The sequence below is a fragment of the Teichococcus aestuarii genome (assembly GCF_042651065.1).
GTDB lineage: Bacteria > Pseudomonadota > Alphaproteobacteria > Acetobacterales > Acetobacteraceae > Pseudoroseomonas > Pseudoroseomonas aestuarii.
In genome coordinates this window covers 61550-77098 of record NZ_JBHSCH010000016.1, presented here as the reverse complement: position 1 = coordinate 77098, position 15549 = coordinate 61550, and the positions used below count along the sequence as shown (strand labels likewise).

14 protein-coding genes are annotated in these 15549 nt (G+C 73.1%); 5 read left to right on the top strand and 9 right to left on the bottom strand.

The features are described from left to right. A partial coding sequence (locus ACFOY6_RS09130) for a hypothetical protein (protein WP_379650263.1) occupies positions 1 to 192 on the bottom strand: 192 nt, incomplete at its 3' end. Positions 193 to 354: 162 nt separating this feature from the next. Here ACFOY6_RS09130 and ACFOY6_RS09125 point away from each other — a divergent pair. Continuing rightward, positions 355 to 1521, top strand: a complete 1167-nt coding sequence (locus ACFOY6_RS09125; RefSeq protein ID WP_379650261.1) for an iron-containing alcohol dehydrogenase — start codon at positions 355 to 357, stop codon at positions 1519 to 1521. Between the two features lie 3 nt (positions 1522 to 1524). On the opposite strand, the gene ACFOY6_RS09120 is transcribed toward ACFOY6_RS09125, so the two are convergent. The 3 genes from ACFOY6_RS09120 to secD form a co-directional block, all read right to left on the bottom strand. Then, positions 1525 to 2730, bottom strand: coding sequence for an EAL domain-containing protein (locus ACFOY6_RS09120; RefSeq protein ID WP_379650259.1), 1206 nt, complete (start codon positions 2728 to 2730; stop codon positions 1525 to 1527). A 608-nt stretch (positions 2731 to 3338) separates the two neighbouring features. Then, positions 3339 to 4316, bottom strand: coding sequence for a protein translocase subunit SecF (gene secF / locus ACFOY6_RS09115; RefSeq protein ID WP_379634737.1), 978 nt, complete (start codon positions 4314 to 4316; stop codon positions 3339 to 3341). Between the two features lie 13 nt (positions 4317 to 4329). Further along, positions 4330 to 5916 carry a protein translocase subunit SecD gene (gene secD / locus ACFOY6_RS09110; protein ID WP_109515200.1) on the bottom strand — a complete coding sequence of 529 codons (1587 nt, stop codon included), beginning with the start codon at positions 5914 to 5916 and terminating at the stop codon, positions 4330 to 4332. Between the two features lie 129 nt (positions 5917 to 6045). Here secD and ACFOY6_RS09105 point away from each other — a divergent pair, with 129 nt between their 5' ends. From ACFOY6_RS09105 to ACFOY6_RS09095, 3 genes are all read left to right on the top strand, one after another. Then, the gene (locus ACFOY6_RS09105; protein ID WP_379634735.1) at positions 6046 to 6999 is read left to right on the top strand and encodes a Gfo/Idh/MocA family protein; all 954 of its coding nucleotides are present in this window, start codon (positions 6046 to 6048) and stop codon (positions 6997 to 6999) included. An 89-nt stretch (positions 7000 to 7088) separates the two neighbouring features. Then, positions 7089 to 8447, top strand: a complete 1359-nt coding sequence (gorA, locus tag ACFOY6_RS09100) for a glutathione-disulfide reductase (protein WP_109515202.1) — start codon at positions 7089 to 7091, stop codon at positions 8445 to 8447. 12 nt (positions 8448 to 8459) lie between these two features. Then, complete coding sequence (locus tag ACFOY6_RS09095; protein ID WP_379634733.1) at positions 8460 to 8648, top strand: hypothetical protein; 189 nt, start codon at positions 8460 to 8462, stop codon at positions 8646 to 8648. Positions 8649 to 8723: 75 nt separating this feature from the next. On the opposite strand, the gene ACFOY6_RS09090 is transcribed toward ACFOY6_RS09095, so the two are convergent. Next, positions 8724 to 9551, bottom strand: coding sequence for an RNA methyltransferase (locus ACFOY6_RS09090; RefSeq protein WP_379634731.1), 828 nt, complete (start codon positions 9549 to 9551; stop codon positions 8724 to 8726). An 83-nt stretch (positions 9552 to 9634) separates the two neighbouring features. Beyond that, a complete protein-coding gene (gene copM, locus ACFOY6_RS09085) occupies positions 9635 to 10024 on the bottom strand; it encodes a CopM family metallochaperone (RefSeq protein WP_379634729.1) in 390 nt (129 codons plus the stop codon). Positions 10025 to 10215: 191 nt separating this feature from the next. Here copM and ACFOY6_RS09080 point away from each other — a divergent pair, with 191 nt between their 5' ends. Further along, the gene (locus ACFOY6_RS09080; protein ID WP_379650256.1) at positions 10216 to 11091 is read left to right on the top strand and encodes a protein-methionine-sulfoxide reductase heme-binding subunit MsrQ; all 876 of its coding nucleotides are present in this window, start codon (positions 10216 to 10218) and stop codon (positions 11089 to 11091) included. Positions 11092 to 11094: 3 nt separating this feature from the next. On the opposite strand, the gene cysS is transcribed toward ACFOY6_RS09080, so the two are convergent. From cysS to ACFOY6_RS09065, 3 genes are all read right to left on the bottom strand, one after another. Next, positions 11095 to 12528 (bottom strand): cysteine--tRNA ligase, encoded by a 1434-nt coding sequence (gene cysS / locus ACFOY6_RS09075; RefSeq protein WP_379650254.1) that lies wholly within the window; start codon positions 12526 to 12528, stop codon positions 11095 to 11097. 106 nt (positions 12529 to 12634) lie between these two features. Then, positions 12635 to 14527, bottom strand: a complete 1893-nt coding sequence (locus ACFOY6_RS09070; RefSeq protein WP_379650252.1) for a putative bifunctional diguanylate cyclase/phosphodiesterase — start codon at positions 14525 to 14527, stop codon at positions 12635 to 12637. Between the two features lie 82 nt (positions 14528 to 14609). Beyond that, positions 14610 to 15509, bottom strand: coding sequence for a LysR family transcriptional regulator (locus tag ACFOY6_RS09065; RefSeq protein WP_379650250.1), 900 nt, complete (start codon positions 15507 to 15509; stop codon positions 14610 to 14612). Positions 15510 to 15549 lie beyond the last annotated feature (40 nt).

Sequence of the window (15549 nt, the reverse complement as noted above, 5' to 3'; positions counted from 1 at the left end):
CCAGCCGCCCAGCGCCTCGCGCGCCACGGGGGCGGGCATGCCGCCCGCCTCCGCCGCCGGCGGCAGGGAGAGGGCGATGGCCGGCAGCGCGGCGGCCAGGGCGGCGAGGCAGGCGCCCACCGGCCCGGCCCGGCCGGAGAGAAGCAGCGCCAGGAGCAGCAGCAGCGGCGCGGATTGCAACAGCAGGAGCATGATGGCCCGCATCCTCCCCGAGCCCAGGCGCTTCCGCCAGGGGGGCATGGGAATGGGCAGGGGCAGGAAAGCCTGGGGGGCTGACGGGCCTTGCGGGCGGGGCTAAGCCATTTCCACCACGCCGGCGCCCGACCGGCGGCCACCGAGCAGGAGGACACATCCATGAGCGTATCCCTCGTCGCCCCCCGCAAGCTGCTGATCGGCGGCGGCGCGCTGGCGGAGCTGCCGGCCCTGCTGCGCGAGTTCGGCCTCTCCCAGCCCCTGGTGGTGACGGACCCGTGGATGGTCTCCTCCGGCATGATCGACCGCGTGCTGGCGCCGCTGGCCGCCGCCGGCATCGCCCCCCGCGTCTTCTCCGACACCGTGGCCGACCCGACCGACACCACCGTGGCCGCGGGCGTCGCCGTGCTGCGCGAGGTGCCGCATGACTGCCTGATCGGCTTCGGCGGCGGCAGCCCGATGGACACGGCCAAGGCCATGGCGATCCTGGCCGCCGCCGCCCCCGGCCAGCACATGCGGGACTTCAAGGTGCCCGCCAGCGCCGACCGCGCGGCGCTGCCGGTGATCTGCGTGCCCACCACCGCCGGCACCGGCAGCGAGGCCACGCGCTTCACCATCGTCACCGACACGGAGCGGGACGAGAAGATGCTGATCGCCGGCCTCGGCGCGCTGCCGCTGGCGGCGGTGGTGGATTACGAGCTGACCTTCAGCGTGCCGCCGCGCATCACGGCGGATACCGGCATCGACAGCCTGACCCACGCGCTGGAGGCCTTCGTCTCCAAGCGCGCCAGCCCGCTCTCCGACCTCTATGCCCGCGCCGCGATGCCGCTGATCGCGCGCAACCTGCGCACCGCCTATGCCAGCCCGCAGGGCCGCGCGGCGCGCGCGGCGATGATGGAGGGGGCCACTCTGGCGGGCCTCGCCTTCTCCAACAGCTCGGTGGCGCTGGTGCATGGCATGAGCCGGCCGATCGGCGCGCATTTCCACGTGCCGCACGGCCTTTCCAACGCCATGCTGCTGCCGGCGGTGACGCGCTTCGGGCTGAAGGCGGGGCAGGCGCGCTATGCCGAGGCGGCGCGCCTCATGGGCCTGGCCGACGCCGCCACGCCGGATGCCGCCGCTGCCGAGGCGCTGCTGGCCGAGCTGCGCGCGCTGAACCAGGAACTCGGCGTGCCGAGCCCGCGCCAGTTCGGCATCGACCCGGCGGCCTGGGATTCGCGGCTCGGCACCATGGCGGCGCAGGCCCTGGCCTCGGGCAGCCCGGGCAACAATCCGCGCGTGCCGGAGGCGGAGGAGATCGTCGCGCTCTACCGCGAATGCTACGGCTGAAGCCTAGGCGGGCCGCCGCTGCCGGGCGCCGGCGCCGCCGGGCGCCAGCCGCGGCGGCAGGCTGTGCGCCGCGGCCCAGGCGGGCAGGGCGGGGCCGGGCAACGGGCGGCTGATGGCATAGCCCTGCACCCGGTCGACCCCGGCCATGGCGGCGGCGCGCCAGAGCGCCGCGCTGGACACGCCCTCGGCCGTCACGCTCATGCGCCGCGCATGCGCCCGCGCCACCAGCCGCTGCACCAGGGCGCGGGCGCGGCGGCTGCGCGGCATGGCCGAGACCAGGTGCCGGTCCAGCTTGATGCCGGCGAAAGGCAGCTCCAGCAGCGCGGCGCGGTCGTCGTCGAGGCCCATGTCGTCGATCAGCACGGCGTGGCCGGCGGCGCCGAAATGGCGCAGCGCCCGGCGCAGCGCGGCGCGGTCGCGCACCGGCGTCGTCTCGGTCAGCTCCAGCACCAGCGCGCCGGGGGGGAAGCGGGTGCTGGCCAGCAGGCGGCGCAGCCAGCCCAGCGTTTCCGGCTCCAGCATCAGTTCCAGCGGCAGGTTCAGGCTGATCTGGCTGCCGAGCCGCGCCGCCCGTGGCGCCATCTCGGTGAAGGCCACCAGCGCCACCGCCTGGGCCAGGGCGCGGGAGAGCCCGTGCCGCTCCGCCAGGGGCACGAAGAGGTCCGGGCTCAGCGGCGTGTCGTCCCGCCGCTGCCAGCGGGCCAGCCCCTCCAGCAGCACTGGCCGGCGGTCGGCCAGGTTCAGCACCGGCTGGTAGCGTACCGCGATCTCGCCGCGCGCCAGTCCGAGCGCCAGCTCGTGCGGGTCGTCGGTGGGGATCTGCGGCGGCCAGGCGGAGAGGGTGCGCAGCGCCCGGGTCAGCGCCTTCACCTCGGGCGGCACGCTGACGAGGCCCGCCGTCTCGGCCGGGGGCCGCTGCTGCTCCCGCACCAGCACCAGCCCGGTGGGGGCGAAGGGGTCGCGGGCGGTGGCCATCAGGGCCGGCCAGCTCTCGCCGGCGGTGGAGGGCTGGCAGATCAGCCGCGCCGGGCGGTCATCGGCGCGGAACAGCTGGCGCAGCGCCTCGCGCCCCGAGGCGACGAACAGCGGCGCCATGTCGCCCGCGGCGTTCGAGGCCATTCGGGCGGCGGTCAGGATGGCAGGGTCATCGGCCAGCACGAGCGTGCGGAATGGCACGGCCGGCTGGCGCAGAACGGATGGGTGCGGCATGGGGTCCTTCGAGCCGCATATTAATAATTCGTTTCCGGTCTGTCTCCATGACAATTATAATCATATTCTCATTATTGAGAGCAGGCAGCGCTGCCGTCTCAGGCTGCGGTCTTCCATCCTTGCTGTCAGGGGGCGATCTCCTGCGCCATCCGAGCCTGCCGGCTGCGGCGGCGATGGCGCCAGCCTTGGCGGGCAGTGCGTCGGCCTCCGCCGGGGAGCCATGGGCCGGGCCGCAGCAGGGCACGGTGCTGCGCTGCCGCCAGCGGCAGGCCCTGCTCGGCCGGGGGTTGGCAGGTCCGGCAGCAGCTCCAGCCGCGCCGCCCCGGCGATGCCAAGCCCGGTCAGCCAGGCGGCGCGCAGACCAGGCAGGGCAGGGAGAAGGCACCAATCCAGCGCCCATTGCCGGGGGGGGCCCCCCGGCCCACCCGCGCCGGGCAGGTTGCGCGGCCGGATGCCGGAGCGGCGGGGCTGGCGCTCGAGGAAGGGGCGAAGGCGCCGGCGTGGAGAGCGCTGGCGCTGTCCGGCTCGGCGGATCGAAGGGCAGGGTGGTGCCCGCCGCCGCTGGCCCCGGCAGGGCCAACGGCGGCGGGTAGGCTGCGGGCGCTGCCTCAGCGGCGTGGGGCGGCGCCCGGCGGGGCTGCCGGCACTGGCGCCTCGGTGCCCCGCCGCAGCCGGTTCTCGCCCAGGAAGAGCAGGATCGGCGCGGCGATGAAGATGGAGGAGGAGGTGGAGGCGATGATGCCGAACACCATCGTCCAGGCGAAGCCGGAGAGCGCGTCGCCGCCGAACAGCGCCAGCGGCAGGGCGGAGAGCAGCAGCGTCATCGAGGTGCCGACGGTGCGGTTCAGCGTCTCGTTGATCGACTTGTCGATCAGCTGGCGCAGCGGCATCGTCTTGTACTTGCGGAGGTTCTCGCGCATCCGGTCGTACACCACGACCTTGTCGTTAATCGAGAAGCCGATGATGGTCAGCACCGCCGCCACCGTGGTCAGGCTGAACTCGATGCGGGTGATGGCGAGGAAGCCCACCACCTTGGTCGTCTCCAGCACCAGGGTGACGATGGCGCCGACGGCGAATTGCCATTCGAAGCGGAACCAGATGTAGACCAGCATCGCCAGCATCGACATGCCGAGGGCGATCAGGCTGTTGGCGAACAGCTCGGCCGAGACGCGGTTGCCCACCGCCTCGGTGCGCAGGATGCGCGCGCCCGGCGCCGCCTGCTCCAGCGCGCCGCGCACGGCGTTGACGGCGGCCTGGGTGGCGCCCTCCTCGCCCTCCTGGCCCTGCACGGGCAGGCGCAGCAGCACGGTGCTGTCGTCGCCGAACTGCTGCAGCCCGACATCGCCGAGGTCGAGGCCGCCCATGGCGCCGCGCAGGGCGCCGAGGTCGGCCGGCCCCTGGGTGCGGATCTCCATGATGATGCCGCCGCGGAAGTCGATGCCCTTCTCCAGCCCCGGATAGAAGGCGAGGCCGAGGGAGAGCACCGAGAGCAGGGCGGAGAAGGCGATGCCCAGCACGCGGCCGCGCATGAAGGCGATCTGGGTGTTGTCCGGGACGATCCGGAACAGCGGGCGGGAGAGGAACATGGGGCGCGTCTCCTCAGACCGGCAGGGTCTTGGGGCGGCGGGAGCGGTACCAGGCGGAGACCATCAGCCGCACCAGCACGGTGGCCGACCACATCGAGGCGATGGTGCCGATGGCCACCGTGACGGCGAAGCCGCGCACCGGGCCGGAGCCCAGCACGTAGAGGCAGGCCATGGCGATCAGGTTGGTCAGGTTGCTGTCCATGATGGTGCCGGAGGCCTTGGTGAAGCCGGCCTCCAGCGCGCTGATCGGCGGCCTGCCTGCCTTCACCTCCTCGCGGATGCGCTCGTTGATCAGGATGTTGGCGTCCACCGCCGTGCCCAGCGTCAGCACGATGCCGGCAATGCCGGGCAGGGTGAGGGTGGCGCCGAGCAGCGACAGGGCGGCCACCAGCAGCAGGATGTTCACCACCAGCGCCAGGTTGGCGAACCAGCCGAACAGCCCGTAGGCGAAGCCCATGTAGCCGATGACGAAGGCGGCGCCGACGGCCAGGCTGAGCAGGCCGGCGCGGATCGCGTCCGCCCCCAGCTCGGGGCCCACGGTGCGCTCCTCCACCACGGTGAGCGGGGCGGGCAGCGCGCCGGCGCGCAGCAGCACCGCCAGGTCGTTGGCGCCGGCCGCGTTGAAATTGCCGCTGATCTGGCCCCGCCCGCCGGTGATCGGCTCGCGGATGACGGGGGCGGTGATCACCTTGTTGTCCAGCACGATGGCGAAGGGGCGGCCGACATTCTGCCGGGTGATGTCGGCGAAGCGGCGGGTGCCCACGGAGTCGAAGGTGAAGTTCACCACCCATTCGCCGTTGCGGCTGTCCTGGCCGGCGCGGGCGTCGGAGAGGTTGGCGCCGTCCACCTCGATGCGGCGGCGGACGGGGTAGCGCGTGCCCGGCTGCTCGCCCTCCAGGAACTCGACGCCCGGCGGCGGCACGGCCGCCTGCAGATTGGCGTTCTCGTCCAGCAGGCGGAAGGTCATGCGGGCGGTGCGGCCCAGCAGCTCCTTGATCCGGTTGGGATCCTCGACGCCGGGGAGCTGCACCAGGATGCGGCTCTGGCCCTGGCGCGCGATCAGCGCCTCGGCCACGCCCGTCTCGTCGATGCGGCGGCGGACGATCTCGATGGACTGCTCCACCGCGCCGCCGGCCCGCGCCCGCAGGGCGGCCTCGCTGAGCGTGGCGGTGATGGTGCCGTCCGGCTGGCTGGCCAGCTCCACATCGGGGGCGGTGGCGCCGCCGCCCACCGGCACCGGGTTGGCCAGCTCGCGCAGCGCGGCGAGCGCCGCCTGGGTCTGCGCCGGGTCCCGCACGCGCAGCGTCAGGCTGTTGGCGGCGGGCTGCGCCTGCAGGTTCAGGTAGCCGATATTGGCCTGGCGCAGCCGGGTGCGGGCGCCATCGGCCAGGCTTTCCAGCCGCTCGCGCACCACCGCGTTCAGGTCCACCTCCAGCAGCAGGTAGGAGCCGCCGCGCAGGTCGAGGCCAAGCGAGATCTGCCGCGCCGGCAGCCAGGACGGAATGGCCGAGCGCGGCACGACATTGGGCAGAGACAGCAGAACACCCAGCAGGATGACGCCGAGAATGGCGGCGACCTTCCACCGCGCGAAGTACAGCATGGCCGAGAAGGCCCCCCAAGCTAGAGGGTGCGGAAAATGCTGCCCCGCCGCCGCCGATGCAACCCACCATGCATCGGCGGCAACTCTCTGCTACATCCCGCCGCCTCGGACAGAGGGATCGGGCAGGGCATGCGGCTGAAGCTGGGCGTCATCGGGGCGGGGCATTTCGGGCGGTTCCACACGCTGAAGGCGGCCGGCGCGTCCCGCCAGGAATTCCCCCGCGTGGAGTTCCTGGGGCTGGCCGACGCCGACCCGGCGCGCGCCGCCCAGGTGGCGGCCGAGGCCGGCACCCGCGCCTGGGAGAGCGCCGGGGCGCTGATGGCGGCGGCCGATGCCGTGATCATCGCCGCCCCCACCGCCTTCCACCACGGACTCGGCATGGCGGCGCTGGCGGCGGGCTGCCACGTGTTCATCGAGAAGCCGATCGCCGCCACGCTGGCGCAGGCGGACGCGCTGGTGGCCGAGGCGGCGGCGCTCGGCCGCGTGCTGCAGGTGGGGCATGTGGAGCGCTACGGCGCCGGCATGGCCACGCTGCGCGGCAGCGGCGGCGTCGGCCGGCCGCTCTACATGGAGGCGGTGCGCGTCGCCCCCTTCCGGCCGCGCAGCCTGGACATCACCGTGATCCTGGACCTGATGATCCACGACCTCGACCTCGTGCTCTCGCTCGCGGGCGCCGACCTCGTGGGGGTGGAGGCCTTCGGCGCCACGATGGTCTCGGAGCGGACGGATTTCGCCAACGCCCGGCTGCGCTTCGCCAATGGCGCCCAGGCCACCATCACCGCCAGCCGCGCCAGCCTGGCGATGGAGCGGCGGCTGGTGGTGCATGGCACCGAGGGCGTCGCGCGGCTGGACTTCCTGGCGCGCGAGATGACCCTGGTGCGCAAGGGGCGGGGCGCGCCGCTGGAGCAGCTCCCCGGCCACGGCATCGAGACCCTCTCCTGGCAGGACCACGACAACCTCGAGGCCGAGCAGGCCGCCTTCGTCGCCGCCTGCCTCGATGGCGCGCCGGTGGTGGTGGACGGCGTGGCCGGCCGCGCGGCGCTGGATGCGGCGCTGCGCGTGGAGGCGGCCTGCTCGGGGTGAACGGGCCAGCCCCGCGCGCGGGAACGGGTTGACGCGGGCGCCGGGGCGCCCCTTCTTGCAGCGGCAGCATGACAGAGGGGTCCCGCCGCATGAGCGCCTATGATTTCGACCTGTTCGTCATTGGCGGCGGCTCGGGCGGCGTCCGGTGCGGCCGCATCTCGGCCGGGCACGGCGCCCGGGTCGGCGTGGCGGAGGAGCGCTTCTGGGGCGGCACCTGCGTCAATGTCGGCTGCGTGCCGAAGAAGATCATGGTGCACGCCGCCGAATACGGGCAGTGGGCCGAGGAGGCCCCCGCCTTCGGCTGGCGGAACCAGAAGGGCGAGCATGACTGGGCCACGCTGGTGGCGGCGCGCGACGCCGAGGTGGCGCGGCTGAACGCCATCTACGCCCGCCTGCTGGGCAATGCCGGCGTCACCACCTTCAATGCCCGCGCCACCTTCCTCGACCCGCACACGCTGGATGTGGGCGGGCAGCGCATCACCGCCGAGCGCATCGTCATCGCGGTGGGCGGGCGGCCGCAGCGGCCGGAGATCCCCGGCGCCGAGCTGGGCCTGGTCTCGGACGATCTGTTCACCCTGAAGGAGCGGCCGCGCCGCATCGTGGTGGTGGGCGGCGGCTACATCGCGCTGGAATTCGCCTCGCTGCTGCGCGGCCTGGGCTCGGAGGTGGACCTGCTCTACCGCCAGCCCCTGCCGCTGCGCGGCATGGATGGCGACCTGCGCGAGGCGATGGCCGAGGCGCTGGGCCACCAGGGCATCCGCCTGCACCCCGGCCAGATGCCGGCGCGGCTGGAGAAGGCGGGCGAGGGCGTGCGCCTGACCATGGAGGACGGGCTGGTGCTGGAGACGGACCAGGTGATGTTCGCCACCGGCCGGGTGCCGCACACCGACGGGCTGGGGCTGGAGCGCGCCGGCATCGCCCCCGGCCGCTCGGGCTGCGTGCCGGTGACGCTGGAGCAGGCCACCGCCCAGCCGCACATCTTCGCCATCGGCGACGTGACGGACCAGCTGAACCTGACCCCCGTGGCCACCGCCGTGGGCCATGCCCTGGCCGACACGCTGTTCGGCGGCCACCCGCGCACCGCCAGCTTCCAGAACGTGCCGACGGCGATCTTCACCTCGCCCCCCGCCGCCACGGTGGGGCTGAGCGAGGAGGCCGCCGCCGCGCAGGGGCCGATCGACGTCTATGTCGCCCGCTTCACGCCGATGCGCCACACCATCAGCAAGGCGGCGCGCAAGACGCTGATGAAGCTGGTCGTCTCCCGCCGCACCCGCCGCGTGCTGGGCGCCCACATGCTGGGCGAGGATGCGGCGGAGATCATGCAGGGCATCGCGGTCGCCATCGTCGCCGGCGCGACGAAGGAGGATTTCGACCGCACCATCGGCATCCACCCCACGGCGGCGGAGGAGTTCGTCACGCTCCGCACGATCACCCGTCAGGTGGGATGAGGGGCCGCGGCCGTGGACCCGCTGACACGGCTGCTGTTCTTCCTCTCGCGGCTGGTGCGCCGCCCGCCCTCGCGCCGCGTGGCGATGGTGATGCTGGCGGCCCTGGCGCTGGCGGTCGGGCTGGTGCTGGTGGAGCGGCTCTGGGGCTGGCCCGCGGCGCTGACGACGGAGCGCGTGCCGATCCGCCGCCTCGGCGGCTAGAGCAGCTATGTTTTCTAGAGCAAGAAATCCGACTGGATGGAATCCTCCGGTCGGATTCCTTGCTCTGGGGCGGCCCTATTCCGCCCCGGCCCAGGGCAGCGGCGGGTCCTGCTCGGCCGGGCGGCCGCGCTGCATCCGCCCGCGCGAGAGTTCCGTGACCACGCCGTGCAGGGTGCGCAGCTCCTGCTCCGTCACCTCGCCGCGCTGGAACCAGTGGCGCAGGTTGCGCACCATGCCGGGGCGCTTCGGCAAATTGTCGAGGAAGCCGCAGGCATCCAGTTCGGCCGTCAGCCGGCCGAGGAAGCCCTCCAGCTCGCCCTTGGTGGCCACGCGGGTCTCGTTGGTCATCAGCTGGCGGGGCGGCGTGCGGTCCACCGCCGCGTTCCACCACTCATAGGCCAGGATCATCACCGCCTGCGCCAGGTTGAGCGACATGTGCTCCGGGTTCAGCGGGTAGCGCACCAGCGTGTCGGCACAGGCCATGTCGTCATTCTCGAGGCCCGCGCGCTCGGGGCCGAACAGCACGGCGCTGCGTAGGGCGCGGCCCTGGCAGATCTCCACCAGCTCCTCCGCCGCGCCGCGTGCCGTGCGGACCGGGATGACGACGTGGCGCGGCCTGGGGCAGGTGGCGAAGACGCGGTGGCAATCGGCCACCGCGTCGGCCACCGTCTCGTGCACCGTGGCGGCGTCCAGGATGCGCTGCGCGCCGGAGGAGACGAACCAGGCCCGCTCCTGCGGCCAGCCGTCGCGCGGGGCGACGAGGCGCAGGTGGAACAGCCCGCCATTGGCCATGGCGCGCGCCGTGCTGCCGATGTTCTCGGCCAGCTGCGGGCGCACCAGCACGATGATCGGGCTCTCGCCCGGCATGGGCTTCAGGTCGGCGCCACCGTCGCGGCCGGTCATGGGCGGGTCATCCTTCGGGTCTCGCGCGCTTCGCGCACAGGGCGCCCCCGATAGCCGCCCACGGCCCGCCGCGAAAGGGCCGATCAGCGGCGCGGCGGGTCCACCATCGTGCGCAGCAGGGCGATCTCCCGACCCTGCTCCTGGATGATCTCCTCGGCCAGCCGGCGCAGCACCGGGTCCTTGCCGTATTGCAGCTGCACCCGGGCCATGTCGATGGCACCCTGGTGGTGCGGGATCATGGCGCGGGCGAAATCCTTGTCCGGGTCGCCGCTGTACTGGATGTCCATGTCCTTGTGCATCTTCGCGTTCGCCGCCTTGAGCGCGGCGGTGGCGGGCGAGTCCGCCGGGGCAGGGGCAGGGGCGGCGGCGGCACCATGCTGGTGGGCGTGCTGCGCCAGGGCGGGGGCGGTGAGGATGGGGCCGGCGGCGAGCAGCGCGGCCAGGGCGGGCAGGAGGAGGGAAAGGCGGGGCATCGGCTGGGTCACTCCGGCAGGAAATCCTGCCGCAGAGATGGGGGCTTCCCCCCATGGGAAGGCAAGAGGCGCGCCGATCAAGCCCGCTGGCGCGGCGCGTGGCACTCCGTGACAGGCCGATACACCGCCGCAGGCTGGCGGCGTGCCCGGCCATGCCCACATGCTGCCGGCATCGCAGCGCCGGAGCCCGCATGAGCAGCCTCGCCCCCGCCTTCTCCCCGCCCTGGCAGGACCGCCAAGGGGCCTTCTCGCCGCTGAAGGTGGCGGTGCTGGCGGCGCTGTTCCTGCCCGGGCTGTGGCTGGCGGCGCAGGCGGCGCAGGGCGCGCTCGGCGGACGGCCGATCATGGAGGCGATTCACACCACCGGGCTGTGGGCCGTGCGCATCCTGTGGCTCTCCCTGCTGGTGACGCCGCTGCGGCAACTGTTCCGCTGGCCGCGGATCATGCTGGTGCGGCGCATGGTGGGGCTGGGGGCGCTGGCCTATGCGCTGCTGCACCTGGTGCTCTACGCCGCCGAGCTGAAATGGGACCTGCCGAAGCTGGCGAGCGAGATCGTGCTGCGCATCTACCTCACCATCGGCTTCGTGGCGCTGCTGGGGCTGGCGGTGCTGGGCGTCACCTCCACCGATGGCTGGGTGCGGCGCCTGGGCGGGCGGCGCTGGCAGGCGCTGCACCGGGTGGTCTATGCCCTGGCGGCGCTGGCGGTGGTGCATTTCGCCCTGCAATCCAAGATCGACGTGACTGAGGCGGTGCTGATGGCCGGGCTGCTGCTCTGGCTGCTGGGCTACCGGCTGCTGGCGCCGAAGGGCGGCGCGCCAGGGCTGGGGCGGCTGGCGCTGCTGGCGCTGGGTGCTGCGCTCGGCACCGCGCTGGTCGAGGCGGGCTGGTACGCGGTGGCCACGGGCGTGCCGCCGCTGCCGGTGCTGCAGGCCAATCTCGACATCGATTTCGGCCTGCGCCCGGCGCTGTGGGTCGGCGTTGCCGGGGCGGGGGCGCTGGCGCTGCGGGCGCTGTTCCGGCTGCGCGAGCGGCTGGCGCCGCCGCGGCCGGCCCGCCGCGGCGCCTGAGACTCAGGCGCGGCGCCAGGTGGTGCCGCCGGGCCCATCCTCCAGCACCACCCCTTGGGCAGCGAGGGCGGCGCGGATGCGGTCCGCCTCCGCCCAGTCCTTCGCGCGGCGCGCGGCGAGGCGGGCGGCGATGGCGGCCTCGATCGCCGCCGTGTCGTCCGCCGCGCCGCCCTGGCGCCAGGCCTGCGGGTCGGTGCCGAGCAGGCCCAGCACCTTCGCCGCCGCCCGCAGCGCCGCCGCCGCCTGGCCGGAGCCCGGCTGCCAGTTCCGCCCGATGCGCGCGAGCAGGTTGGTGGCCGAGCCGCCCACCGTCGCCACATTCTCCAGCGTGCGCAGGTCGCGCAGGCGGGTGATGGCCAGCGGGGTGTTCAGATCGTCTGCCAGGGGTTCGAGCGCCCATTCGGCCATCTCGGCCACCAGCGCGTCGTCCTCTTCCGGGGCGGGCAGGTCGCGGGCGAGGAGGGCGTAGAAATCGTCCAGCTCGGCGCGAGCCTCGTCGAGCCGTTCCGCGGTGTAGTCCAGCGCGGCGCGGTAGTGGGTCTTGAGCAGCAGCAGGCGGAACGCCTCGCCGGCCCAGGCGCCGCGCTCCAGGATGTCCCGCACCGTGCGGAAATTTCCGAGCGACTTCGACATCTTCTCGCCATCGACGAGCAGCATGCCGTTGTGCAGCCAGTATTTCGCGAAGCGGCTGCCGGGGAAGGCGCAGACCGACTGCGCCAGCTCGTTCTCGTGGTGCGGGAAGAGCAGGTCGTGCCCGCCGCCATGGATGTCGAACTCCGTGCCGAGATAGCGCCAGGACATGGCGGAGCACTCGATGTGCCAGCCCGGGCGGCCGCGGCCCCAGGGGCTGTCCCAGCCCGGCAGGTCGCCGGTGGAGGGCTTCCACAGCACGAAATCGCCCGGCTCGCGCTTGTAGGGGGCCACTTCCACGCGGGCGCCGGCCAGCATCTCCTCGGTGGAGCGGCCGGACAGCGCCCCGTAGCCGGGATAGCTGGAGACGGAGAACAGCACGTGCCCTTCCGCCGCATAGGCATGGCCGTTGGCGATCAGCCGCTCGATCAGCGCCACCATGCGGTCGATGTTGTCGGTGGCGCGCGGCTCCTCATCGGGCGGCAGGCAGCCCAGCGAGGCCATGTCCCGGTGGAAATCGGCGGTGGTGCGGGCGGTGATGGCCGAGATCGGCTCGCCGCTCTCCTGGGCGCGCGCGTTGATCTTGTCGTCCACATCCGTGATGTTGCGGACATAGGTGACGCGCGGGTAGCGCCGGCGCAGCAGCCGCGTCAGCACGTCGAACACCACGACGGGACGCGCATTGCCCAGATGCGCCAGGTCATAGACCGTGGGCCCACACACATAGAGGCGCACATGCTGCGGGTCGAGCGGGGCGAAGATCTCCCGCCGGCGCGTGGCGCTGTTGTGGAAGGCCAGTTCGGTCATCACTCTGCCTTATCGGGGCTGGTTATGGGAAAGCGTAGGGGGAAGCCGTGGGGCTGTGCGCCAGATCGGCGCCCCGCGTCAACCTTCCTGCCTCTCCTCCGGCCGCTCAGGCGGGGCGGCGGAGCCGGGCATGCAGGGCGGCGAACTGCTCCGGCGGCATCGGCCGGCCGAAGAGGTAGCCCTGCACCTCGGCGCAGCCCTCCTGCCGCAGCAGCTCCGCCTGCTCGGCATTCTCCACCCCCTCGGCCAGGGCGCGGATGCCGAGGGTCTGGCTGATGTTCACCACGGCGCGGATCACGGCCTTGGCGTTCGGATCCTGCGCCATGCGCTGCACGAAGCTGCGGTCGATCTTGATCTTGTCGAAGGCGAAGTGGTGCAGGTAGCTCAGGCTGGAATAGCCGGTGCCGAAATCGTCCATGGCAATGCGGACGCCGATCTCCCGCAGCCGCTGCAGGGTGGCCAGAGTTTCCGGCGTGTCGTGCAGCAGCACGCTTTCGGTGATCTCCAGCTCCAGCCGGTGGGCGGGCAGGCCGGAGGAGCGCAGGGCACCCTCCACCGCCTCGCAGAGGCCTGGCTTGCGGAACTGGATGGTGGAGACGTTCACCGCCACGCTCATCCGCGCCGGCCAGCGGGCGGCCTCGCGGCAGGCGGTCTCCAGCACCCAGGCCCCGACCGGCACGATCAGCCCGGTTTCCTCCAGGAGGGGGATGAACAGGTCTGGCGGCATGTTGCCGTGGCCGGGGCGGTGCCAGCGCAGCAGGGCCTCGCCGCCCGAGACCTGCCCGCTGCCAAGGTAGACGAGGGGCTGGTAGTCGAGGCGGAACTGCTGCTGCGCATGCGCCTGCCGCAGATCCTGTTCCAGCAGGCGGCGCTCCCGCAGCTTGCGGCTCAGCGCGGGCGAGTGGAAGTGATAGCCGCCCGCGCGTGACTGCTTCGCCTGGTACATGGCCATGTCGGCGTCGTGCACCAGCTGCGCCGGCTCGGTCGCGCCGCCGGCCCGGCTGAGGGCGATGCCGATGCTGAGCCGCACCGGACGGGCCCGGCCTTCCAGCATGATGGGCTCGTTCATCAGAGTGAGCAGGCGGCGCGCCAGCCCCTCGGCCGCCTGCGGCTGATGGCCGGCGGTCTGGATGATGGCGAATTCGTCGCCGCCGATCCGGGCCAGGGTGTCGCTGGCGCGCATCCCCTGGCCCATACGCTGCGCCACCTCCCGCAGCAGCCTGTCGCCGGCGGCATGGCCATGGGTATCGTTGACCTCCTTGAAGTCGTCGAGGTCGATGACCAGCAGCGCCACCACCCTGCCTTCCCGGTGCGCCGCCAGCAGCGCGTGGCTCAGCCGGTCCTGGAAGGCCAGGCGGTTGGAAAGGCCGGTGAGGGTGTCATGCGTGGCGAGGTAGGAGGCGTGGCCGAGGGCCTGCCGCAGCATCCACATCGGCAGCAGGCGCAGCAGGACGAAGATCATGCCGCCGAGCAGCAGGCAGAGCAGCAGCAGCAGCGCCGCCTTTTGCAGGGCCGGGCGCAGCGAGCGCGTCACCTCCACCTCGGCCTGCGGCCCGGAATCCCTCGGCACGGCGGCACGCCGGGTCAGGAGAGGGCGCGCCAGCGGCTCCAGCGGCGTGACCTCCGCCAGCAGGCTGCCATTCGCCTGCAGCAGGCGCACATGCTCCGCGGCCATGGATGGGCTGGCATTCTGGCGCAGGATGCCAAGCGCGCCGCGATGATCCTCCTGCTCGATCAGCCAGGAGCGGCGGGCCAGCTCGTTGGCCAGATAGCCGGCCCGCGTCTCCAGCCGGCCGGCCTCGTGCGCCTGCAAGGCCAACAGGTAGCTGGCTGGCGGCACCAGGGCCACCGCCAGCGCCGCCAGGGCGGCCAGGGCCAGCATCAGGCTCAGCAGCGGGCTCGTCTCGTCGGCGCTCCGCGGCGGGAGTTCCAGGGAGTGGCGGCGCCGGGTCCGGATGCGCAGGCGCTGCAGCAGAGGCAGGGCGGAGCTGTACTGCACGGCATCATCCTGTTGCCGGCGCCGGCGAAGGGAGAGCAGGGCGCCCGGTGGATGAGTGTTGAGCAATTCGCTGAACGAACTATTAACCGGCGGCGCCGTCACCGGTATTTCCCAGCATGGCGTGAAGCTCCTGCAACAGCCCCTGCGCCGTCTGGGAAAGCGGCAGGCCCACCGCCCAGAAGGCGAGGGCCCGGGCCGGGACCGCCGGCTCGAAGGGCAGCACGGCCAGGGGGCGGTGGCGGCTGCGGGCGGAAAAGGGATCGACCACCGCCACGCCCACGCCGGCTTCCGCCATGGCGCAGGCGGTGTCCGCGTAGCGCACCTCGACGGCGGCGGAGAAGGGCTCCCGCGCGCCCTGGAAGGCGGCCCGCACCGCGCGGCCCATGCGCGTGCCGCCTTCCAGCGCGATCAGCGGCCAGGCGCGCAGCAGGCCCGGGGTCACCAGGCTTTCGCGCGCCAGCGGGTGGTCCGGCGGGCAGACGCAGACCATGCGCGCCTCGGCCAGCAGGCGCGTGGAGAGTCCCGGCCGCTCCTCCAGGCTGAGGCCGAAGCCCAGCTCCGCATCGCCGCCTTCCACCCCTTCCACCACCTCGTCCAGCCGCCGCACGTCGAAGGTGATGCGCAGCCCGGGCTGCCGCGCCAGCATCCGCCGCATCGCCCGCGGCACCACCCCGTGCCCCAGCGGCGGGGTGGAGAGCAGCCGCAGCCGGCCCCGCTTGTCCTGCCGCAGCGCGCGCAGCCGTGCCTCCAGCGCCGCGTGCTGGGCGAAGAGCGGCTCGGATTCGGCATGGATCACCCGCGCCGCCTCGGTGGGGAAGAGGCGGTTGTTGACGCGCTCGAACAGCGGGAAGCCGAGCTGCGCCTCCAGCTGCTTCACCGCGTTGCTGACGGCGGGCTGCGACATGCCGAGCAGCCGGGCCGCCGCCATGGTGGTCTGGTGCCGGATGACGGCGCGGAGGATCTCGAGCTGGCGCAAGGTCATGGTTTGGGCAGTGTATAACCAGGATAAATAGATTGGCGCG

What these genes read in the sequence shown, in the direction of transcription:
- cysS (WP_379650254.1), bottom strand. Translation starts at nt 12,528, where the DNA reads ATGACCGAACTGGCCTTCCACAACAGCGCCACGCGCCGGCGGGAGATC.
- gorA (WP_109515202.1), top strand. Translation starts at nt 7,089, where the DNA reads ATGAGCGCCTATGATTTCGACCTGTTCGTCATTGGCGGCGGCTCGGGC.
- ACFOY6_RS09120 (WP_379650259.1), bottom strand. Translation starts at nt 2,730, where the DNA reads ATGCCGCACCCATCCGTTCTGCGCCAGCCGGCCGTGCCATTCCGCACG.
- ACFOY6_RS09105 (WP_379634735.1), top strand. Translation starts at nt 6,046, where the DNA reads ATGCGGCTGAAGCTGGGCGTCATCGGGGCGGGGCATTTCGGGCGGTTC.
- ACFOY6_RS09090 (WP_379634731.1), bottom strand. Translation starts at nt 9,551, where the DNA reads ATGACCGGCCGCGACGGTGGCGCCGACCTGAAGCCCATGCCGGGCGAG.
- secD (WP_109515200.1), bottom strand. Translation starts at nt 5,916, where the DNA reads ATGCTGTACTTCGCGCGGTGGAAGGTCGCCGCCATTCTCGGCGTCATC.
- ACFOY6_RS09125 (WP_379650261.1), top strand. Translation starts at nt 355, where the DNA reads ATGAGCGTATCCCTCGTCGCCCCCCGCAAGCTGCTGATCGGCGGCGGC.
- copM (WP_379634729.1), bottom strand. Translation starts at nt 10,024, where the DNA reads ATGCCCCGCCTTTCCCTCCTCCTGCCCGCCCTGGCCGCGCTGCTCGCC.
- ACFOY6_RS09065 (WP_379650250.1), bottom strand. Translation starts at nt 15,509, where the DNA reads ATGACCTTGCGCCAGCTCGAGATCCTCCGCGCCGTCATCCGGCACCAG.
- secF (WP_379634737.1), bottom strand. Translation starts at nt 4,316, where the DNA reads ATGTTCCTCTCCCGCCCGCTGTTCCGGATCGTCCCGGACAACACCCAG.
- ACFOY6_RS09080 (WP_379650256.1), top strand. Translation starts at nt 10,216, where the DNA reads ATGAGCAGCCTCGCCCCCGCCTTCTCCCCGCCCTGGCAGGACCGCCAA.